Genomic DNA, 19795 nt, shown 5'->3' on the forward strand with positions numbered 1-19795 from the left:
TGGCGTGGATTGTTCCGAACGGCAGCAGGTGCTGGCCCACCTGCCGGACCATGAGCTTCGGCAGAAGCATTCCGCGTGGGCGGCAGGGCGCTGCCCTGCGGATACTCCGGCAGGTACACCACAGTTCATTCTATTTCATTCCATGAGGGGGCATTTGTGATGAACACATTCCTTACACGGGTATCGATGGCGTCCATCGTGCTGATGGTCGCGGGATCTCTGTGCGGCGTGGGACAGGCGGGCGCCGATGTCCATGACCGCCAGGCCAGACCAACTGTGCAGTTGCGGAATGGCCCTTCTGACAAATCCTCGAATCGGATAAGGATATTCACACCTCAGCCGGGAGACCGGCCCGCGTATTCCGAGGACGGAGTCGACTGGTATCCCGCTCAATGTAGGGACCGATGGTATGGCGAGCACAAGTCCGGCTGGATCGATTGGTGTTATCAGTGGGGGGAAGCCAAATATCCTGGGCAAACTGCACACTATTTCGTTGTCAAACACTACGCAACCTGCGGTAACAGCGGCACCGATTGGGCCGTGTCTGAGTGTGGACTGTCCATCGGGAATGTCAGACCGACTGCCAAGTGGCAGGACTGGTCACCACGAGGCGACGTCGTCGCCTCCTCGTGTCCCATGTCTGTTTCGCTCTCTGTTTCTGTCGGCGCTTTCACCGCAGGTGGCTCGTTCAACGCCTGCGATGAACTCAAAATGGAGAAGGCCAATCCTGACGTGAACTATTCACTCACATGGCACGCCGGCTTCGCGAGTTTCATACAAAAAGGTGACCAACGTGAAGTCGCCTACATGGTCTCGTTCAGCCTGGATGCCGCAGGCGGCGGACTCGATTTGAATCAGTCGATGGAGGAAATCCTCAATTCTTGAAGGATTCATGACTTTCCACCTGCTGGCGTCCGGGCGTGGTCCACTCTGAGGAGGCGCTCGGCGCGGATCTGCTGGGCCGGCGGTTGTGGCACTACCTGAGCGCAGAAGTCCAGGCGGTGCAACACGCTGCTCGCGCTGCGAGGTAGGCGATCCAGCTGGCTTGGGCGTAGCGGGCCCACGCGTGGGCGGTGATTTGGGAGATTCCGAACAGGTCGGCGACCACGGTGGCGTTCACGTCGCTGATGGTGGTCATCATCGCGGTGTTGCGTGCGGAGAGGGTGGGCAGGCCGTGGTCGTTGAGCAGGCTGGACAAGGCGTTCAGGTTGCGAGGCCGGCTCGGGGGGACGGCCCGGGAACAGGTAGGCCGGATGGGCGGACTCGGCGAGGCGAAGCATGTTGGCTGGTGCGCCCTTGCGGATGAGCGTTTGCAGGAGTTCGGCCAGCGACGGCGGTAGAACCACGGGGTGTTTGTCGATGATCAGGTAGGCGTGTTCGTCGTCTTGCCGGAATCGGTCGACGGTCAGTGCGACGATGCGGACCAGGGGTAGGGCATACAGTCTGACCAGTGCGCCGGCGGCGCGGGCTTGCAGCGGTATCGATTCCTCGTGCAGGCAGCGGCGAAGCTGGTGCTCGTAGTCGTCGTGTTCGAGGAAGCGTTGTGGGAGGCCGTGTTTGGGGCGGCGGACCTCGATGTCGGTGATCACGTGGCGGCGAGTGAGCCATAGCAGGAACGTGATGGTCGGTTCGGTGTCGCGTCGGTCGGCGACGTCGATGCGGCAAACCAGCTAGCCCACGAGGAGTTGAGCGAGCACCCGTTCCGCTTCGCCTTGGCCGCAATGATGAACTTCCTGACCACCCGCGACTCCATCCCCAGGTTCTCGACGGCGCTCGACAACTTGATGCACGGATCGCTTGTCGAGGGTGGCGTGATCCTGGTCCTCGGCCGGGCGACGGTAACATCCAATTCATCTCATTGGTCCCCGAATTTCGCGCCGAACCGAAATACAGAGGCGGACGCGCTCGAACTAGCCGCTGATCGCACTGACCGAGTCGGCCGGCGCGGCACCTCGGAGGATCAACCGGCAGCATCCATCTGGCGGCGGCGAACGCACTGATCTGCTGTATGTCGTGCCACCGACAGTTTGCGATGCGGGCGTTCTGGTGGGCAGCCGAGTGGGAGCACCGACCGGGCGTATCCGGAATGATCTCGGCTAGTCCTCGGCAGTGACGCCGCCGTGAAGACCCCAACCGTCGAGGCCTGAATAGATCTGCGCGACACGTGCCCTGGGGAAATCGAAGCCCGCGGCCTCGCCGGTGTAGAGCGCCACCAGCGAGTCCGGACCGCGCCACCAGGTATCCGCGAGTCCCATCACCTCGCGCACCGGTTTGTAGTTGTCCCAGTCGATACCGCCGAGTTCATCGCCACTGAGCTTGGTGATCTGGCGCGCCCACATCGACGCGTGATGGGCCAGGGCGAGTGACTCCACCCAGCCCGCTACGGTCGAATGCAGTGGCACCCACCCAGCCTGATCGGCGTGGATTCCGAACTCGCCGGACGGGCCGACCATGAACGTGAAGGGCACCGCGGTCCGTTGCGTGCCGGCGTCGAACCACCATCCCGCAGTATCTGTTTCGGGCGAATCGGGATCGAAATAGCGTGGACCGCCGTCGTACTGCGGCGCGGGCGGCAAATGCAGGCCGCCCCACTTCTTCTGGTAGGCCGTCATGCGGTCGATCAGCCCCGCGGGAATGCCTCGATCGAGCCACCATTGGCGATGGTTTTCCACCGGTTGGACCTCAACCTTGACGCCGTGGGTGCTGACATACGATCGCGCTCGTGCGGTCAGACCACCAGGAACACCTTTGACGGGACCGACGATCACCGCGGCAAGTCTATTCGGTGGAGCAAACCAGTGCGTTCGTGCGCCACGAACGCACGCATCTGCCGCTGGGCGCGCGTTGGCTGGACCCGTCCCGCGGTGCTGTCAGCTTTCGTGAACAACGACTTTCAGTCGATGACGGTGCCGTCAGGATTCGTGAACAACTGCCGTCGCAGATGACGGACAGCGCCAACAGGTCGGAATCTCCGCTGGGTTCCTACGTGCGGCTCCACGAAGATCAGTTTCGGATCTCCTAGACCAGCGACGGGGCGGATGGTTTCGCGGCGATGGTCGGACGACTCTGCTGAGCGTTGATTCGTGGCACGGAGTAGGCCCCGAAAGCTAGAGAGTGCGCCGAGTTCGGTTCGGCGGCAGGGTTGGTCGGCGCCGGTGTCGCCGGCCTTTCCCCGGATTCGGCAGGCGGTCGGAATCGGCAGTGGCGAGAGATGCGCTAGTACTGTCGCCCGGCAACGTAGTCGACTCGGCAGTGAGGATGTGGCGACGTAGTTGTTCTGCGTAATTGGCGAGTTGGATGTCCATTCCTAGGTGAGGGGTGGGTACAGGATGCGGGCCGCTGCTGCGCGGGTCGTCGTGAACTGCGTGGAATGCGTTGTGTGGCAGTGCGAGTACGCAGTTGGTGTTGACAGCGGTGAGGAGCGACGCAGCTGTTTGCGAAGGTAGTCCGACGAGCGTGTCGATGCGTGCTGTGGTGATCGCTGGCGGTGTGACTGGGCGATGGTTGTAGATCCAGACCTCGGCGCGCGAGCGCAGAACCGCGGCGGTGTCGCGTGCGCTGGCGAGGGATTCGCCGAGGTCTTGATAGTTGTTGGTGGCGATCGCGGCGACGAGTTCGCAGGTGTCGAGGCCGTGGGCTTCGGCGTCGGCGATGGTGTCGAGGAGCTGCTGATATTTCGGTGATCGGGCCGCGTCACGGGACAGCGCTACCGGTAGCGCGTGATCGAGAAGATATGTGCCGCGTGCGTCGGCGAGTAGCTGGTAGGCGTGGTGGTAGGCGGTGCGGATTCGGTGGTCGGCGGCGGTTTGTTCGGCGCGGATGACGTCGATGGCGGAAAGGTTGTCGTCGTCGCGGGCTAGGACGCGCGCAAACATGGTGCGGGGTTCGGTGGGGTCGTCGGGTTGCTGGTTGCCGGTCGGGTCGATGAGGGTGTCGGTGGCGAGGTAGATGCGGTTGAGTTCGGATCCGCGGGTGAGCCCGACATAGGCGAGGGCTCGCCCGAGGGTGCCGTTCATGAGCACATAGCCGCGGCGGACGGTGATCCCCTGGGCGCGGTGCACGGTGGTGGCGTAGCCGAGCTCGACGTGGTGTCGGATGTAATGGGTGGGGAGGTGGACGCTGCCGCGATGGTTGGCGCCGACCGCGGTGATGCCGCCGTCGGGGTGGATGGTGTGTATCTGCCAGAGGTCGCCGTTGTCGATATGGGTGCCATGGCGGAGACCGCCGGCGATGCGCAGGAGCGTGGTATTGAAGCGGGTGACGATGGTGTCCCCGACGTAACCGGTGTGGTTGTCCGACAAGCGTATTCGGCCTTTGCCGGTATCGATACGGCCGGTGAGAGCGTATCGGGCCTGGGTAGCGGTGTTTAGCGCGGAGACGTCGTCGAGGGTGGCGGCGATCATGATCGAGGAGATTCCGGCGGCGGTGTCTTCGAGGTGTTCGGCCAGGATGGCGGAGCGGAGTTCGTCGCTCATCCCGGAGGTGACGCGGCCGTGGCTGTTGTAGAACTCCCACGCATCCTCGAGGTTTCCGTTGCGGACGGCGAGGGTGGCGTCGGCTTCGTCGGGGTCGCTAAAGCGGACGACTTGCCGGAGTTGTGGTGCTCGGGTGTCGCGGGCGAGGGTGCGGAAGATTCCGCCAGCCTCGACGGCGGGAAGTTGTTCGGGGTCACCGATTCCGCGCACGACCGCACCGTGGGTGCGGGCGAGTGCCCGAATGGCGTCGAAGTCCGCGGTGGCGGCCATCGATGCTTCGTCAATGAGGAGCATCGTGCCGCGGGAGATGTTGGTGGGTCGGTCGTAGGCGGCTCGAGTGAGGAGCCGGTCAATGGTGTGCGCCGGAATGGCGAGCGTGGTGGAGAGCTCGCGTGCCGCCGAGGCGGAGGGGGCGAGAGCGATAACGTTGCGCCCCGAGGCGTGCCAGGCGTCCGCGACGGCTTTCATCGCGGTGGTTTTGCCGGTGCCGGCGGGCCCGACCGCGACGGCGAGTTCAGTGGCACAGCAGCATAAGTAGCAGGCGATGTCGCGTTGTCCTTCGTTGAGGATGAGCTTGGTGTGTTTCTTGATTCGTGCGATCGCGGTGTCGACGAGTCTGGGAGAGATTGCCTCGGGGCTGGGGGTGTGTGCGGAGTGGAGGAGTCGGGTTTCGGCGTCGAGGACCGCGTGGGAGGGGTAGCGGGTGGCGCCGGTGAGGGTGAACACGCTGTCGCCGTCGCGGCGAGCGAGCACGGCAGGAGTGTGGTCCGGGTCGACGGTGAGCTGGATGCTGTGCTGGTTGCGGACCGTGCCGGTGATGTGTTCGACGGCGGCGCGGTGGTCGGTGTCGGTGGGGAATTCGATGCCGGCGAGGCGGTCTTCGACCGCGGAGCGGATGTTGGCTTCGGTCCAGGTCGCTCGGCGTCGTGCGACGGTATCGGCGACGTCTCGAGCGATACGATCCGGTGCCCAGATGGCGCGCAAGCGCGCGACGTGGGCGGCTGAAATGCGATCTAAGAGAACGAGATCCGGGCGCGGGGAGAGCAGCTTTCGAACATCGCGAATGGTTTGCGCCCGGACGGCCGGCGTGGCGAAAGCGGTCAGGTCGAGGTGGTGGTGGATGCATTCGTGCAGTTGCTGGGCGGTGCTGTTGATGAGCGCGCGGGGGCCGCCGAGGTGGACTCCGACCGCGATGGCGATCTGTTCTGGATCGGCGGAGGTGTGGGTTGCGGGATGGGTGTGGGCGTGCAGGAGGTCGTAGGTGAACCGTGCTGCGCTGCGGCCGTCGCCGAGGAAGCTGCGGGTTCGGGTATCCCATTCGGTGACCATGTCCCGCAGCGTTTTCGGCAGTGATTTGGCGTCGCGGGTTTGCAGAGTTGCTTGCTGGGCGAGACGGTACTGGGTTTTGGTGCTGGGGTTGCGGCTGTGGCGGGCGCGGTAGTCGGCGACTAGTTGTTCGGTGCGGGCGATGATGTCGGGAGTGCGGGAGAATTCGACGATCATCTCGTCGCTGATGCCGATGATTTCGAGCACGGGTTGTTTGCCGCGGCCGCGGCTGCGTTCCTCGCTGCGGTACCCGACCTGGCGGCGGACCTTGCCGATGATGGTGGCGTTGTAGCGCGAAGAGAACGACACCGCCGACGCGTACAGCGGCCGCGCATCCAGCGCTGACCATTTGCCGTCGGAACCGAGAACCTTGCCGGACACGACAGCATGCGTGTGCAGGTTCGGGTCACCAGAGCGATTGTCGAAGTGATCGAACGCGGCGATCACGAAACCTTCAGCGTCGATCTGTCGGATACCGTTGTGGCCGCGACGGGTCACCGCGCATTGGGATTCGGCCCACGCCAAGACTTCTCGCACGGCTTCGGTGTGACAGCGCCAGATCGCCTGGCGGAGCTCGTCGTCGCCCAGTCCCCACAGGATCGAGATCGACTTCGGCGGGGTGAAGACCAGATCGAACCCCGCCACCGCCTTACGGCTGCCGGCCTTCTCCTGGGCCAGAACGGCTTCGATCTCGGCGCGGGCGGGCGCGCGACCGAGAGCGGCAGTGAGGTGTTCGCGTGCCGCGTCGGTGCGTAGGGCGGTGCGTTCGTCCCAGGTCGGGCAACGCCGATTGGCTTGGGTGAAGGTGTCGAGGTTGCGGGCGAGGAGGTCGGTGATCGGGGAGGATTTGTTGGTGAATTCGTAGAAGCTGGCGCCGAGTCCAGCGGCGTGGACGGCCTGGGTTGCGGTCTTACCGGCAGCGATTCCAGCGGCGATGATTGCGTTCGCTTGCGGATGTAACCCTTCACCGAATAACGCTTGCATTTGTGCCTCGGTGACATTTCCCGAAACGCCCAATCGGGCGGCACCGGTACCGAGCCATATGCCGGGTGGGGTGCCGCTCTCGAGGTAGTAGTCGGTGAGGTCACGTGTGCGATCCCGCAGGCGATCGCCGCTGGCCACCTGACTCGTGAGGTACTGGTAGCCATCGCCTGCATGGAGTCGATGGATCGTCATCACAAAATCGAAGATAGGCGCGCAATCGCGCGTCTGATATGTCATTACCGGCCGGTAGCATCACGATGCAAGAGGTGTGTCAGTTAGAAGGAAGAGAACCCATATGGGAGATGAAAGGGAATGGTGGCGGGGATTGTGTTCATAACAATTGGGTGAGAATGTGGGAATGGTTCAAAGAGTGGTTGGTGGGAAATCCCGTGCGTCGCCGCGCGCAGCGCGGCGGACGTGCGGGGGACGGAGGTGCGGGATGGGTGCTCAGGAGGTGTCAGCGCGCAAGTGGGCGCGCCAGGCGATGGCCGCGATGTTGGAGGAGCAGATGCGGGCGGCGAGGGCTGCTGAGGCAGACCTGGTCGAGTTTCACAAACACACTGGCCGATTGCGACGGGCAGCGCAGCGCCGGGACGCGGTGATCGAGAGCGCGGTTACCCGGTACGAGACGGTCGCGGCCGAAGCGGTCGCTGCGCAGGCCGCGGTGGTGAACAGGCTAGAGCAGCGTGGCATGGACGAGTCGCAGCTACGAGAGATCACCGGACTCGAGACGACGGAACTGAAGCGGCTGCGCAGTGCCGGTGCATCCACTGTGACCCCGAGACGGAACCGTGGACCGATACCTCGGAGAGGGCGACGCGCGCTATCGCGTCCGGAGCGCGGGGTCGTCGATCAGCGCCGAGCGGGGAACGAGGTGCCGCAGGTCGGGGAGGCGGAACAACGCGCGAGCGAGTCGGGATCCCCAGGCGCCGTGCTTGACGGCCCACGCCCAGTTCCCGGCCAGCCACAGCAGGAACCCGCCGGCGAGCCAGGGAAGGCGAGCGGGCAAGGCGTAGTCGGGAAACAGCACGATTCCCAGTAGGGCGTCGAGGACGATGAGGAACCCGAGGATGCGGGCAAGCATGGGGAACAGCCACCAGATCACCAGCAGAACGAGAGCGATGAGTGCGGCGAGCCAGATCACGGACATTGCGGGACCTCCGATCATGCCGATCGTGGAGCAAGGGAGTCATTTCATTGCAGCGCGAAACCGGTCGGTACGGAAGTGCTGGTCAGGAGTTCCGCGAGCAATGGGACTGCCCGACAGTGCCGGGGCGGTGGGTGGACGAGAGGGGTGGACCGAGGCGTTCGTGCTGTGAGCACAGTGCGTGGGCGGATTCGCGATCGAGGGAATCGTCGAGCGCGACGGTGAGCTTGTGGACGTGATCGCGCAGTAGGCGGAGCTCGCAAGTCAGAGTGCGGATGCGTGATTCGAGTATGCCGATAAGCGTGAACTGGGCGATTGTCGCTGTTGCAGGCTCGCCGACCGGCGAGATATAGGTGGGCGACTCGTCGAGAGGCGCCGGTGGCACGAGGTCGTGGAATCCGTCGCGCTCACGCGGAAGTGGGAACGAGACGGTTTCTTGGGTGGACATAGTCGATCACCTCCAGCACGAGAGGCGTAGTACGAACCGGCGGTAGGGGTGCCGTCGGTCGTGACGAAGCGGTGGCAGGGCGGGGCACCGCGGTGCCCCGCCTGACCGTTAGATCAGAACGGCGGTTCCTCCTGGCCGCCGACGCCGACGAGTTCCCGGTCCTCGGCAGGCGCGTCATCGGTGCCGGACTGGGGAGACGAGGGCGGCACGGAGCCGCTGTCGCTGGGGTCGACTGCACGGCGGTCGAGTTTGGCCACCTTGGCGACGGCGTAGCGCAGGTCGGGGCCGATGCTGTCGACGAGCAGCTCGTTGACCCAGCGCTTCTCGCCTTCCGGGGTGTCGTAGGTGCGCTGCTTCAGCTTGCCGTAAGCGATCACCCGCATCCCGCGGTGAAGGGTCTCGACCGCGTTTTCGGCCATGGCCTCCCAGATCACGCAGCGCATGAAAACGACGTCACCGTCCTTCCATCCGCCGGTCTGGCGGTCGAAGATCCGGGTGTTCTGTGCGATCGAGATGGTGGTCACCGACTTGCCGCCGGGAGTAAAGCGCATTTCGGGGTCTTCGGTGACGTTGCCGATGACAGTGATGAAAAGGTCTCCAGCCATGACAGGTTCTCCTAACTGGTGGATTGCTTGGAAAAGGAATGGACCGACAACCCCTCAGATGTGGTCGGTGATCGGAGGGGCTGTCGATCTGCGGCCGTGGCCATCAGAGGTGGGGTCGGGCCCGCAGGGCCGGCGGAGGTTCTGCGCCGTGCGGGTGGAGGATCGCCGGAGGCGACCTGAGCGCAGCGAAGGCTTGTCCTTCACCGGTCGCGGCGCAGGTTCATCGCCGGTGCACCCGACCCGGCTCTGATCCCCTTGGGGCTGATCGACAGCACCTCCGGAAACCGATCAAAAGGCCGCTCGGAAATGCTGGACTTGGGGTTCGTGCCCAGGTGCGAAAATCACTGCGGCGACGTCGAATCGGATCTGAAACCAGGGACCGTCTTGTTCGGCCAACCAGAGCAGCGACAGACGGCGCAGGCGTTGCTGCTGGGCGAAGCTGACGGCCTCGGCCGCGACTAGGAACGGCTGTCCGGCTCGCGTGGACAAGTGAACGAACACGGTGGCGCCTGCGTCCTCGGCGATGAGACTGATCTGGCCGTAACTGCAGCGCCAGTGACGAGCGAGGATCTGCGTACCGGCGTCGGTGAGATATTGGGCGACTAGATCTTCGGGTGAAGACTGTGGTGCGGGATCGGGATTCATCGTGGCGGGTCCTTTCGGAAGGCGGAGATTGGCCTGGTTTGCTGACGGCGTGGCACGTCGATGACTCAGGGGTCAGCGATGAGATGGCGGGGCCGTTGTGCGCCGTAGGCGAGCCCGTTGGTGATTGCGCGGTCGAGTTCGGTGTGGGTGAAGCCGTCGACTCCGATGTGATCGAGGGCGGCGGCGGTGAGTTCGGTGCGGACCTGTTGTTCGGTCAGTTCGCCGCCGGCCACGAGCCGGCCCAGGGTGATTGCCGCGTGAAACACGGTGTTGTTGCGGGTATTCGGTGCTGGGTTTGCGACGCGGTGGGTTTCGCCAGCCACGATCGCCGCGAGATAGGGGTTCGTATACGCCGGTGACGGATTCGAATCGGGTTGATTGGAAGCAGGTTGGGGAGTTAGCGGAACCAGCAACTCGGCAAGCGCTGCAGGCAGTTCGGCCACTGGGCGCGCATCGATGACTCGATAGATTCCTGCTCGGGTGCGTGAACCGGCAGCGACGACATAGCCACCGCGGCCGCGTGAGTCGATCGAGGGCCCGATCCGTCCCACCGAGCATCCGAGTTCGGGGGTGGCCGGTGCGCGGTAATAGAAATGCGCCCCACCTGACGGAGTTCGTACAGCGAAGGTGCGTAAGCCGGCCGAATCGCCAGTGAAAGCCGCCAAACGAGCGCGCAGTATCTGTGCTGTCGGCGGGATAGCGGGTTGGGTGGGATCGCGATCTTCGATGTCGATATCGACGACCAGCAGGGCGCTGGGACCGGTGGCGATCGCGATGTTGCGACGAGGGTTGTCGTTCCACCAGTCCCGGATCCGGTCGGCGTCGGTGGTGGCATGGCCGGACCAGTCGCCTGCGAGGGCGGGCGTTTTGGCGTTGGCGCGCAGCGGAAAGACATACCAGCCGCGTGTGGCAGCGCGAAGCGCAGCGTCGCGCAGCGGATTGGCGGACACGAATCCTCCTAGGGGAGTCAGGTAGAGATGACAAGCGGCGCACACCGTGGTGGGTGTGCGCCGCTGCATCCGCGCGCGGGGTGAATGTCAGATGTCGATGGTGTCGGCGTCGCGTTCGCCGAGGGCGACTTGTTCGATCGGAGTGAGGGTGTGCCCGATCTCGCCGAGGAAACGCAAGTAGCGCTGGACTCTCGGGTCGTTGTAGCGCCAGGCCTTCTTGCCGGTTCGCTGCTCATGTGCGGCGAGGACGAGAGCGAGGAGCACGACGCGGCATCGCGGGGGTCGAGCGTTGTCGATGCTGGCCAGCAGTTCCGAGCGCCATCCGTTCACACCGAGGAGTTCCATGGCCAGTACGGTGGCGTCGTGGCTGTCGAGCTGGCCGGGCTCGATGATGAGGGACTTGACGACGAATGCCGACGCCTGTTGCGGAGGATCGTTGTTGCGCGAGAGCAGCTTCTGCAAGAACTCCCGGCGCGCTTCCATCGCCGCTTTGCCGAGCTTGTCGAGCTCAGTCGCACGCTGTTCGGCAAGCTCGCGTTGGCGGCGCTCTTCCTCGGCCCGAGCGCGTGCTTCGGCGCGCTCCCGCGCCGCCGCCGCTGCACGCTCGGCGGCATCGGGATCCAGCTCGGCGGGTGGGGTGTCACCGGCGTCGAACCCGGTCCGCTCATCCACGTCCGTGGGCGTGTCCTCGGGTTCGGCGGCATCGACGAGTACGTGCAGTCCGGCGGCATCGACCTGGTCGATAGGCAGGTAGTAGAGGGCGTCCCACAGGTCGTGTCGTTCGACCTCGTTGGCGTGACGCAAACCCTCGGCTGGTGTGGCGTCGGGGTAGCGTTCGGTAGCCCAATCGACTGTATCGGGATCGACCGGCTCGCCGGTTTCACGGTCGACGATTGCGACGTCGTCAAGGAGGTCGCAATAGACCGCCCACCGCTGGGGCGCGGCCTGAATCTGGGCTAATCCGACCGGCTGATCCTCCGCAGTCACCAGCTGTGCCGCCGGGATGAACGCCGCGTCCTCGCTATCGGTATCGGGGTCTTCGCTGAGGATGGCGAAACCGGCTGCGGCATAGGGGAGCGCCGCGCGAAGCAATGCGCGGCGTTCCTCGCGTTGGTTCGCGAGGCGCCGGGCTTCGTAGGCGAACATGCTGCGTGGAGTATTGAGCAGGTGCTGTACCGCTGCGGTGTCGCCGACGACGTCGTAGTCGGCGATGATGGCGGCCTCCTCGAAGCCGAGCTGGTGTTCGTCCACCGTTTGTCGCGCGGTTTCGGACTGACCGACTTTGCCGGCGAGTTTGACCTGCTCTCGGTCGATTTGCAGCTCGCGGGTCACGCGCGTAATCGACGCACCGAAGTCGAGCATTTCCGCGATGCCGGCGGCGCGGTCACCGTCGGTCAGCGGGATACGGCGGTCGTTGACGGTGATCTGTTCGCTGCGCCGAGTGATCTCGTACTCGGCGGTGCCAGGGTCGACCGCGGTGGTGATCCAGACCGGAACCCGGGTCAGCCCGACCTCCAGGGCGATCAGAGTACGCAGTTGGCCGTCGCGAACTTCGATGCTGCCATCGGGCATCCGTTCTGCCTTGATCGGAGTCAGGACGCCGTGTTCGCTGATGGACGCGGCGTAGTCGGGGTAGTCGGCGAGGTCGAAGGTGCGCCGCACGTTATCGGCGATCACGAGGTCGTTTGGTTTCAGAAAGGCTGCCTCGACTTCGCGCTGAGGCACTGTCGAATCTGCGGCGTCCGCCTGTGCAGGTGCAGGTTCTTGCGGACGGTCGCCGGGGCCGGTGCTCTTCGGTGTGTCGATGGTGGTGGTCATTGTCGGGTACTCCTATCGTGAGAGAGGTAGGCACCGGGCAGTTAGGAGCTGTCCGGTGCCTACCTGGGGGGTGTTCAGATGGCGCGACTGATCGCGAATCGTGGTTGGCGTCGCCGTCCGGTGGTGAGGTCGGCGACGAGTTGGTCGTAGGCCAAGGCCAGATCCGCGAGGGCGGTGTCGAGTTCGCGGACGCCACCACGGCGATCACCAGCGACCGCGAGGACGCTGTGAGTGATGGCGAGGGAGACGAGCCGGTCGACGACCATCGCCAAGGGTTCGGTGTGGACCTTCACCCTGCGCCGTCGGCGATGCGGAACCCGGTGGCGGATATGACGATCGAGGCCGACGAGCAACGTGTCGTGCGAGAGCTCCGATTCGGTCGCAACGACCTCCAGATCCGGGCCTGCACCTGGATAGTCGAAGTAGTGGCTGTGCCAGCCGATCGCCGCCAAATCTCGTACTAGACGCAATATTTCGGGATCACCAGAACGTGCGGTGATTTCGAGGGCGTGCGAGCTGACCGCGATCACCTGGGCCGCGCTAGGTAGCCGCGCCCCGCCGGAGGGATGCCGTGCACGTCGGCGACGTTCGCCGGCGAGTAGGCGCGAACCGCGGTTCATCGCCGAGCCTTGCGGGCGGCGACATTCACCGGGTGCACTCGCAGCACCTGTTCGTCGCCGTCGACGGGCGCGTAGGACCAGTATTTGCCCTTCCAGTCCGGATGCTGCTGGCGCCACCGGGTCAGGTCCGCATCGTCGAGGGCCGATGCGGGGCCGGCGTCACCGAAGTGGGCGCGACGATCGAATTCCTCTCTGCTGATGGTGTCGGACATGAGTACTACCTCCTGTGTTGGGTGATGGTGGAAAACTGAAGAGTGGCAGCGGGTTTCACGCCAGACTCATGGCGGTGAGGGCAAGGTCGTCCAGGGCGTCGGCCCGGTCGGGGTCAGCGACGGTCTGGCTGTAGCTGGTGACTGCGTTGGCGATCCCGGCCGCGGTGAGCTGGCCGCCGGCGATGAAATGGGACAAGACGCCGGTGCGTTCGAGCTCGGTGAACCCCAACTTCTTGCCCAAGACCTCGATCGTCTTGTCCGGCGCAGTAACCGGGGCGCCGGCTTGCTGTTCGAGTTCGTCGACGCGGGCGTTGAGGAAATCGATCGAGAGCCATTCGCTGACCTTGTCGCGGGTCTTGGCGGTGATGACAGCGAGTTCCTTGCGGTAGGTGTCCTGAGACCAGGAGATGGCGCCGGTGGCGAGCTTTTCGCCGATGTGGTGCTTGCGGTAGGTGAACAGTGGTAGCGACAGGCCGTTGCCGCAGATCTGGACAACCAGCTCCGGTTTCAAAGTGATGGCGTGGTGGCCGGTTTCGGAGTTGGAGAACCGGAAGCCCGCGGTGACGACCGGCTCATCGCCAGGTGCGTAACCCATACCTTCGCGGGCGGCGATCGGTCGCCACCGCTCCAACTCGCCTGCGACCCGGCGGCGGTCGGCTTCGAGTTCGGGATTGGCGAAGGGGTTGCGGTAGTTGGCCAGGAAGTGCGGCGCCAACGCGGAGACCTGCGGGGAGTAGACCTTGCACCGCATCGAGGAATCGCTCAGATCACACGAACGGATATCGACGTCGACATCGACCTGGCGGATACCGTCCATGACCGCGGTCAGGAGGTCGAGGTTGTCGACGATGCCGTACCGATTCGACAAACAGGCGCGCAGCACGCCGGGTCGATTCGGGTGTCCGGAAGTGAAGAGCCGCAACAGAAATAGCCGATCATCCGGATCGGGCGTGGCGTCTGGGCCGAGTCGACCGTGGAGCAGGCCGTTGACGTTGGTGTCGTAGAGGTCGAGCCTGTCTTCCTCTCGGAGCCAGCGCAGGTAGCCTGCGGGGATCTTGAGCTTGGTGCCGATCTGAGAATCGGCCGCGAGTGTGGGCAGGTAGAGGCCGGCGACGTCGGTGACGCCGTTGTCATCGATGACCGGTGGGACGTCGAGGAGTTCGAGCATGCCGTCGCGGGCGCGCATGGAAGCGGCCGGGGCAACGACGTCGACCTTGCTCGCCTGCTGCTGTTGCAGCAGGGCGACCATGTCACCGAAATCGGCATGGCGAACAAACTGTGGGCTCGACATGGGGGGTCCTTTCAGGGAATAAGTGCGAGAGCTGTTGCACTAAGCGCGGTTCGGGCGCGCTTCATCGAAAGCGGATTCTGGACAGGTGTATTGAGCCGTCCAGAACTGGACAGCGAGCGAGGTGATGAAAGCTGTTGCTATCGGGATGGTTTGGGTTGGCTGACTGCGTTGAGGAGGGCGAAGGCCGCGTCGCATATCGTGCGTGCCTCGAGGAAGGCCTGGTGAGTCAACTGCTCGTTTATCTGGGCCTGCTCGTGGGCGAGTGCGGCGTTGTTGCGGTACTGTTCGGCAGCGTCGTAGCGGTGTTTGGCGACTCGCAGATCGGTCAGGAAGTCGCGCGTGATCGCGATCATCAGGTCGCAGAGTTGCGCGGTGACCACAGGCGGAAAGACGTTGACCCGTGGGCCGAGCCGGACGTTGAGATGGCCCTGCTCGCCGAGGATGACCAAGCCCACGTGCGTGGTAGGGCCGGCCCAGTCGGGAATGAACTCCACCGTGCACGAAGGGTTGCCGACGTCATGATCGGCGACGGTGAGGCCGAAGAACCGGAACACGACCGCCGGGCGAGGTTCGAGGCGCGAGTCGACGTAGAGGAGATGATCAGTGACATCGACGAACACGTGACCATGGATCGGCGCTTCTTCTGTCGGTGAGATGTCATAGGCTGCACCATGATTGGTGGCATTCGCCTGAGGGCGTGGGACTAGCTTGAAGGTTGGCATCGGTGGTAATTCCTCTCTGGGGAGACGTCACGGCGGAGGATCTCATCGGCCGTCGAGGTGCTATTTAGATGAGGTCGCAGCTTTCGCGGTGAGCATGAAAAGCGTTCCTAAGCAGCAGGAACGGCTCCCTCGACGGCTGTGAGTCTGGTAGCTGATTGCTGCCGCCGCGGGCCGGTGGGGCGGTGGGCGCACTGCAGCGACACCGGCGGCGCTCCAGTGGTGTCGAGCGAAGCTCGACGCCACGGCCGCCGGTGTACAGTGCGCCCGTCCACCGACCCACCGGCTTGCGTCGGGGATACAGGCGTCGGCGATATCTGAGAATTGATTGGCCGCAACGAGTTTTGGCCATCGTCCGCAGGCGTCGTTGCCGTGCGTACGGTAGCGGCTCAGAGATCCCAGCGATGAGTTCCGGCACAGGGGAGTTCGTGGGTGCCGTGCAGCCAGTACAACACCTCAGTCAGTGTCGGTGCGCCGACAGCGGTGAGCGCGGTCGCCGGCCCGAACTCGGGCAACACCGATTGCGGTACGACAGCGTGGGTGAAACCCAGCAATGGGGCGGCATCGAAAGCGGCCCAGGTCCCTTCTACCTGCCGCAGCGAGCCGTCCAGGCCGAGCTCGGCGACGAACAGAACCTTGGGCAACAGGATCGACCGGCACTGGCCAGACGCCGCCAAGACCGCGACCGCCACCGCCAGATCAGCGATCGCGCTGGGCTGCGGTGCCCCATTCATCGATAGCTGCACCGCAGTGTGCGGCCACGGCCGGCCGCTGTTGAGCAGTGCCGCCCGCACCCGGTCTCGGCATTCCGGCGTTTCTTGCGCGTGGCCGGTATCGACAGGCGCTGCGGAGCCGAGTACCGCTGTCACCGAGAACGGCTCTGCGACCTGACCGCGCAATGCCACCGACCAGGCCACCGCGCGGGTCATCGCAGGACCCCCGGCGCGCTGTGAGGTCCGGCGCCAGCGGCATCCGGATTCACGATCGGTGGCGAGGCCGGCAACGCGCTGAGGACCTCCGCGGCGCAGGTCACCAACCGGGCATGCCCGTCCGCGATCATGCGATTGCATCCCGTCGACGCCACGGACGTGACAGGACCTGGGATGGCGAACGTCGGACGCTGCAGCCGATTTGCCCATCGGATCGAGTTTGTGGTGCCGCTACGCATACTCGCCTCTACCGCGACCACCGCGCCCGACAATCCGGCTGTGATCCGGTTCCGGGCGAGGAACTGCGACTTCGACACCGGCGTCCCCGGCGGCAGTTCGCTGACGATCAGACCCGACTCGGCGATTTCGGCCAGCAGAGACACATGCTGGGACGGGTAGGGCAGATCCGCTCCGCACGCCATGACCGCGACCGTGGCGCCACCGACGGCCAAGGTTGCCCGGTGCGCCATCGCATCGATACCGAAGGCGGCGCCGGAGACGATGGTCAAGCCTCGGACGGCAAGTGCGCCGGCGAGATCTGTGGCGACGCGGTTGCCATACTCGGTACTGCATCGTGCCCCGATGACTGCGATAGCGTTCTCGGTCGCTACCCGTAAAGACAGTGGGCCACGGACCCACAGTGCCAGCGGCGCAGCGAAGTCCGGACAGCTGTCGGTGTTGTCGAAGTCCGCCAGCGGTCCACACGGCCACTCGTCGTCATCGGGTGTCACCAATCGGCCACCGGCACGAGACATACGGTCCAGGTCGCCCTGTGCGGCATCGGGATTGGCGCGTTCAAGCACATGAGGATTGACGGCCACCGGCACGTCGCCCGCCGTGACCGCGCGGGCCGCATCTTCGACACCGACCTGCGCGATCAACGTATGCAACGCGGGGCACGGACCCGATGCAGCCCGCGACAGCAGCGCCCACGCGCGGCGGCGCGTATCGGTGCTCACCGCGCTACCTTCCCGAACACCGAGAGCGCCGCCCGGAAATGCTGCCCCACGCGGAACCTGATACCGAGACGGTCCCTGGCCCGCCGTGGTCGGCCGCCGTGGCGGGTAGCGGAATGTGTGAAACTGATCCTGGATGTCACCGAAAAATAAACAAACAAAAGGTTTTTCATGGCGGAACTCCTTCTCTGGGGTGGGAGGTGGCATTCGGAGTGGGTAGGTGGAGTGGGAGCTGAGCGTTGTCCAAACACTGCGGTAAGCGCGCGAACGGAAATGCTGCATATTGGGGTGAGCGTGCACTCCGGCACGCGAGCCCGGCAGCGCTGCGTGCGAAACCACCTGGTGCGGAAAAACATTGACCATTTCGCTGGCGTAACGAGATGATTCGTGAACGCTGTGCGGTCGGGTCGTGGGCGGTGGGCGCACTGCACAAGACACCGGCGGCCGTCACTGAGCAGGGCGAGCCGAGTTCGAGCGTGCGGCCGCCGGGGTAGAGTGCGCCCGCCCACCGCCCCACGGACCGGGAGTGGCGACGGGGAATGTCATCAATTAGGTTCCAGCCGAACCAGTTTCGGAACGACGGTGAGGACGGCGTGATGTTGTTTCGTCTCCGCCGGGAATGGTGGCGAGGTCGAGGTCGGCTTGCCAGTTGCGCCAGGCGCCCGCGATCGAGGGGCGGGAGGTGTCGGCGGCGACCAGGACCGCGTAGGCGCGTCCGAAGTCGATCGCATCTGCGGAGCCGATGCCGGCGGCGTCGCAGTAGCCGCGGGCGTAGCCGATGGCCTCGAAACACATCAGGTGCGCCAAGCGGTTCTCGATCGCCGCCAGCCACTGTTCGTTACTCGGTACCCGGCTCATGAGGATCCCTCCGGCGGATCAATCTGGATGCCGAGGTCCCGCACGATCTCGGTGCCGTGGCGGGCGAGTTGACGCATGTTGAACGGGTCCAGGCCGATTTCGAGCGCACCCGCGAGCATGATCGCGAAATCGTGGTACGGGTCAGCATCCAGTGCGGTCTGGAGCGCGATCCCGGCCAGGACGCCGTCGCCGCGGACGTAGGCGCTGTAGGCGAGCAAGACCGCGGCCTCTGCCCGCTGCGGGCCGGGCAGCGTCCGGGTCAGATGCGTCCACAACGATTCCGCCGACCGGCGGTAGTTGCTCAAACCCGTGGACAGCAACCCGTCGCGGACCCGGTGATCGGCGAGAACAGCCGCGATCTCGGCAGATTCACGATCAGTCGGGACGTGACCGGTTTCGCAGGCGGCAATGACCCCGAGCACGCGCCGATACCCCCAACGACTACCGCCGTCGGGATCTCCGTCGTGGCGCCTAACGGCATAACGACGCCGGACCGCAGCCCGTGCGGCAGGGAGCAAGCGGCCGATCCGCTCCACCGCCTCGTGATCGGGTTGGACTGCGGCAACACGGCCGGAACGCGAGGCATACAGCGGTTGACCCTTCGCGACCACCATCGCAGTGACCACCGAAGATTTGGGGTCGGGGATAACGCCCTGTGCGGGCCGCCCGAGCAGACTCCACCATCGCGAACCCGGCTCGATCGCTGCCGTCGCCCAGCTACCTAAGAGGCCGATCTCACGGTCGGCGAGGATGAGGGCAAGATCAGTGATCAGCGCTGTATGAGAATCGCTTTCGGAGACAGTCGCGCGATCGTCGATCACGACGGCCAGGACCTCGGTCGCACCATCGGAAATACACAACCTGGTGACCGCCGCGGCAACGAGTTCAGCCCGTTCGTTACCGATTTCGGCCGGCAGGTCGAGGTCGAAACGCATCACCGCGAATACGTGTGTCGAATCGAGCGGGGGATCACACGCGGAATCTTTCAACACCACCACGAGCAGAGAACGTTCAGGAACGAAGCCGAGCATGGCCGGAATCGCAGCGATGATCTCGCCGGGATCCTCGAGATAGGCGCGCGAGGAGGACACGGTAACTCCTTTGCTGAGAACAGGATTGGCGCGAACAAACCGAAATCAGCCGGTTTCCTCGCCGCTCGCCGACGGCAAGCGATTCAACCCACCCCGTCTCGCAACGAGTCGTTGGGCGGTGGGCGCACTCCAACTACGCCGATGGCGTCAGACGGGCGTCAAGGCGCACGCTCTTCGCGCCTTGACCCCGTCGCCACCGGCGTAGAGTGCGCCCGCCCGCCGACCAACGACTCCGCACGACACCGCCGTGTTCGTGCAGGTCGTACGGTCTATGTCCGCTTAAACTGGGCGACGTCAGATGCACGTTTCTCGAAATGTGGAACGAGGTAGTCATGGCAGCCAAGTTCGAATTGTTCGCCGACGCAGCGGGCAAGATCCGGTGGCGACTCAAGGCGGGCAACGGCGAGGTGATCGCCCAGAGCCAGGCCTACGGGAATCGAGACGCAGCCAAGAAGGGCATTGCGTCGGTGCAGAGCAATGCCGCCGGTGCCGAGGTTGTCGACCTCGTCGACGCGGCAAAGTAGCTCTTCTGACTCAGCCTTCGATCGGGGCGTTCGATCGGAGGCTCAGTCTTTCGGGTCGCACTCGCCGGCCGAGCCCGCGCGGCCGGTTCCGAACGCGTGGGTCGCGGCATCATCGCGCGTTTCACGCGCCTCTGTTCGGTGCTGCTGTCAAATTGGTGGGTGGGCATCGGACGACCCGGTAGGTACCTGCTGAGTAA

At 64.8% G+C, this 19795-nt stretch carries 20 protein-coding genes; 3 read left to right on the forward strand and 17 right to left on the reverse strand.

Annotation, left to right across the window (positions count from 1 at the left end; genetic code table 11):
* Window positions 1–156: 156 nt before the first annotated feature.
* Window positions 157–885 (forward strand): hypothetical protein, encoded by a 729-nt coding sequence (locus tag F3087_RS41575; RefSeq protein WP_150407688.1) that lies wholly within the window; start codon window positions 157–159, stop codon window positions 883–885.
* Between the two features lie 91 nt (window positions 886–976).
* Here the strand turns inward: F3087_RS41575 and F3087_RS41580 are convergent, their stop codons facing one another.
* Both F3087_RS41580 and F3087_RS41585 read right to left on the reverse strand, forming a co-directional pair.
* Window positions 977–1198 (reverse strand): hypothetical protein, encoded by a 222-nt coding sequence (locus F3087_RS41580; protein ID WP_150407689.1) that lies wholly within the window; start codon window positions 1196–1198, stop codon window positions 977–979.
* An 898-nt stretch (window positions 1199–2096) separates the two neighbouring features.
* Complete coding sequence (locus F3087_RS41585; protein WP_223885757.1) at window positions 2097–2672, reverse strand: hypothetical protein; 576 nt, start codon at window positions 2670–2672, stop codon at window positions 2097–2099.
* Window positions 2673–2785: 113 nt separating this feature from the next.
* Between F3087_RS41585 and F3087_RS46330 the strand changes: the two genes are divergently transcribed.
* The gene (locus tag F3087_RS46330) at window positions 2786–3022 is read left to right on the forward strand and encodes a hypothetical protein (RefSeq protein ID WP_191094408.1); all 237 of its coding nucleotides are present in this window, start codon (window positions 2786–2788) and stop codon (window positions 3020–3022) included.
* Window positions 3023–3107: 85 nt separating this feature from the next.
* On the opposite strand, the gene mobF is transcribed toward F3087_RS46330, so the two are convergent.
* From mobF to F3087_RS41660, 15 genes are all read right to left on the reverse strand, one after another.
* Window positions 3108–6977, reverse strand: a complete 3870-nt coding sequence (gene mobF, locus F3087_RS41590) for a MobF family relaxase (protein WP_191094409.1) — start codon at window positions 6975–6977, stop codon at window positions 3108–3110.
* A 631-nt stretch (window positions 6978–7608) separates the two neighbouring features.
* On the reverse strand, window positions 7609–7935 hold the full coding sequence (locus tag F3087_RS41595; protein ID WP_150407692.1) for a hypothetical protein: 327 nt from the start codon (window positions 7933–7935) through the stop codon (window positions 7609–7611).
* An 82-nt stretch (window positions 7936–8017) separates the two neighbouring features.
* A complete protein-coding gene (locus F3087_RS41600) occupies window positions 8018–8380 on the reverse strand; it encodes a hypothetical protein (protein ID WP_150407693.1) in 363 nt (120 codons plus the stop codon).
* Between the two features lie 113 nt (window positions 8381–8493).
* A complete protein-coding gene (gene ssb, locus F3087_RS41605; RefSeq protein WP_150407694.1) occupies window positions 8494–8985 on the reverse strand; it encodes a single-stranded DNA-binding protein in 492 nt (163 codons plus the stop codon).
* 288 nt (window positions 8986–9273) lie between these two features.
* A complete protein-coding gene (locus tag F3087_RS41610) occupies window positions 9274–9630 on the reverse strand; it encodes a YraN family protein (RefSeq protein WP_150407695.1) in 357 nt (118 codons plus the stop codon).
* A 65-nt stretch (window positions 9631–9695) separates the two neighbouring features.
* Window positions 9696–10580 (reverse strand): bifunctional DNA primase/polymerase, encoded by an 885-nt coding sequence (locus F3087_RS41615; protein WP_191094410.1) that lies wholly within the window; start codon window positions 10578–10580, stop codon window positions 9696–9698.
* A gap of 87 nt (window positions 10581–10667) precedes the next feature.
* Window positions 10668–12398, reverse strand: a complete 1731-nt coding sequence (locus tag F3087_RS41620) for a ParB/RepB/Spo0J family partition protein (RefSeq protein WP_150407697.1) — start codon at window positions 12396–12398, stop codon at window positions 10668–10670.
* A gap of 74 nt (window positions 12399–12472) precedes the next feature.
* Window positions 12473–13018 carry a DUF4254 domain-containing protein gene (locus tag F3087_RS41625; RefSeq protein ID WP_150407698.1) on the reverse strand — a complete coding sequence of 182 codons (546 nt, stop codon included), beginning with the start codon at window positions 13016–13018 and terminating at the stop codon, window positions 12473–12475.
* Complete coding sequence (locus F3087_RS41630) at window positions 13015–13230, reverse strand: hypothetical protein (RefSeq protein ID WP_150407699.1); 216 nt, start codon at window positions 13228–13230, stop codon at window positions 13015–13017. The genes F3087_RS41625 and F3087_RS41630 overlap by 4 nt, the downstream gene beginning before the upstream one ends.
* Before the next feature lie 55 nt (window positions 13231–13285).
* A complete protein-coding gene (locus tag F3087_RS41635; protein ID WP_150407700.1) occupies window positions 13286–14521 on the reverse strand; it encodes a hypothetical protein in 1236 nt (411 codons plus the stop codon).
* A gap of 137 nt (window positions 14522–14658) precedes the next feature.
* Window positions 14659–15243: a hypothetical protein gene (locus F3087_RS41640; protein ID WP_150407701.1), complete on the reverse strand. Its 585-nt coding sequence runs from the start codon at window positions 15241–15243 to the stop codon at window positions 14659–14661.
* 386 nt (window positions 15244–15629) lie between these two features.
* Complete coding sequence (locus tag F3087_RS41645; RefSeq protein WP_191094411.1) at window positions 15630–16169, reverse strand: magnesium chelatase domain-containing protein; 540 nt, start codon at window positions 16167–16169, stop codon at window positions 15630–15632.
* Entirely contained in the window at window positions 16166–17332 is a 1167-nt protein-coding gene (gene dprA, locus F3087_RS41650; RefSeq protein WP_191094412.1) for a DNA-processing protein DprA, read from the reverse strand. Before dprA ends, F3087_RS41645 begins: the two co-directional genes overlap by 4 nt.
* 342 nt (window positions 17333–17674) lie before the next feature.
* Window positions 17675–17983, reverse strand: a complete 309-nt coding sequence (locus F3087_RS41655; protein WP_150407704.1) for a hypothetical protein — start codon at window positions 17981–17983, stop codon at window positions 17675–17677.
* Window positions 17980–19074 carry a DUF4192 domain-containing protein gene (locus F3087_RS41660; protein WP_150407705.1) on the reverse strand — a complete coding sequence of 365 codons (1095 nt, stop codon included), beginning with the start codon at window positions 19072–19074 and terminating at the stop codon, window positions 17980–17982. Before F3087_RS41660 ends, F3087_RS41655 begins: the two co-directional genes overlap by 4 nt.
* 332 nt (window positions 19075–19406) lie before the next feature.
* On the opposite strand from F3087_RS41660, the gene F3087_RS41665 reads away from it, so the two are divergent.
* Window positions 19407–19598 carry a YegP family protein gene (locus tag F3087_RS41665; RefSeq protein ID WP_150407706.1) on the forward strand — a complete coding sequence of 64 codons (192 nt, stop codon included), beginning with the start codon at window positions 19407–19409 and terminating at the stop codon, window positions 19596–19598.
* The last annotated feature ends 197 nt before the right edge of the window (window positions 19599–19795 follow it).

This window comes from Nocardia colli, assembly GCF_008704205.1.
Classification (GTDB): Bacteria; Actinomycetota; Actinomycetes; order Mycobacteriales; family Mycobacteriaceae; genus Nocardia; species Nocardia colli.

Excerpts from the sequence above, each read along its gene's own strand:
- mobF (WP_191094409.1), bottom strand. The coding sequence starts at position 6,977 with ATGACGATCCATCGACTCCATGCAGGCGATGGCTACCAGTACCTCACG.
- F3087_RS41595 (WP_150407692.1), bottom strand. The coding sequence starts at position 7,935 with ATGTCCGTGATCTGGCTCGCCGCACTCATCGCTCTCGTTCTGCTGGTG.
- F3087_RS41600 (WP_150407693.1), bottom strand. The coding sequence starts at position 8,380 with ATGTCCACCCAAGAAACCGTCTCGTTCCCACTTCCGCGTGAGCGCGAC.
- ssb (WP_150407694.1), bottom strand. The coding sequence starts at position 8,985 with ATGGCTGGAGACCTTTTCATCACTGTCATCGGCAACGTCACCGAAGAC.
- F3087_RS41610 (WP_150407695.1), bottom strand. The coding sequence starts at position 9,630 with ATGAATCCCGATCCCGCACCACAGTCTTCACCCGAAGATCTAGTCGCC.
- F3087_RS41620 (WP_150407697.1), bottom strand. The coding sequence starts at position 12,398 with ATGACCACCACCATCGACACACCGAAGAGCACCGGCCCCGGCGACCGT.
- F3087_RS41625 (WP_150407698.1), bottom strand. The coding sequence starts at position 13,018 with ATGAACCGCGGTTCGCGCCTACTCGCCGGCGAACGTCGCCGACGTGCA.
- F3087_RS41630 (WP_150407699.1), bottom strand. The coding sequence starts at position 13,230 with ATGTCCGACACCATCAGCAGAGAGGAATTCGATCGTCGCGCCCACTTC.
- F3087_RS41635 (WP_150407700.1), bottom strand. The coding sequence starts at position 14,521 with ATGTCGAGCCCACAGTTTGTTCGCCATGCCGATTTCGGTGACATGGTC.
- F3087_RS41640 (WP_150407701.1), bottom strand. The coding sequence starts at position 15,243 with ATGCCAACCTTCAAGCTAGTCCCACGCCCTCAGGCGAATGCCACCAAT.
- F3087_RS41645 (WP_191094411.1), bottom strand. The coding sequence starts at position 16,169 with ATGACCCGCGCGGTGGCCTGGTCGGTGGCATTGCGCGGTCAGGTCGCA.
- dprA (WP_191094412.1), bottom strand. The coding sequence starts at position 17,332 with ATGCCACCTCCCACCCCAGAGAAGGAGTTCCGCCATGAAAAACCTTTT.
- F3087_RS41655 (WP_150407704.1), bottom strand. The coding sequence starts at position 17,983 with ATGAGCCGGGTACCGAGTAACGAACAGTGGCTGGCGGCGATCGAGAAC.
- F3087_RS41665 (WP_150407706.1), top strand. The coding sequence starts at position 19,407 with ATGGCAGCCAAGTTCGAATTGTTCGCCGACGCAGCGGGCAAGATCCGG.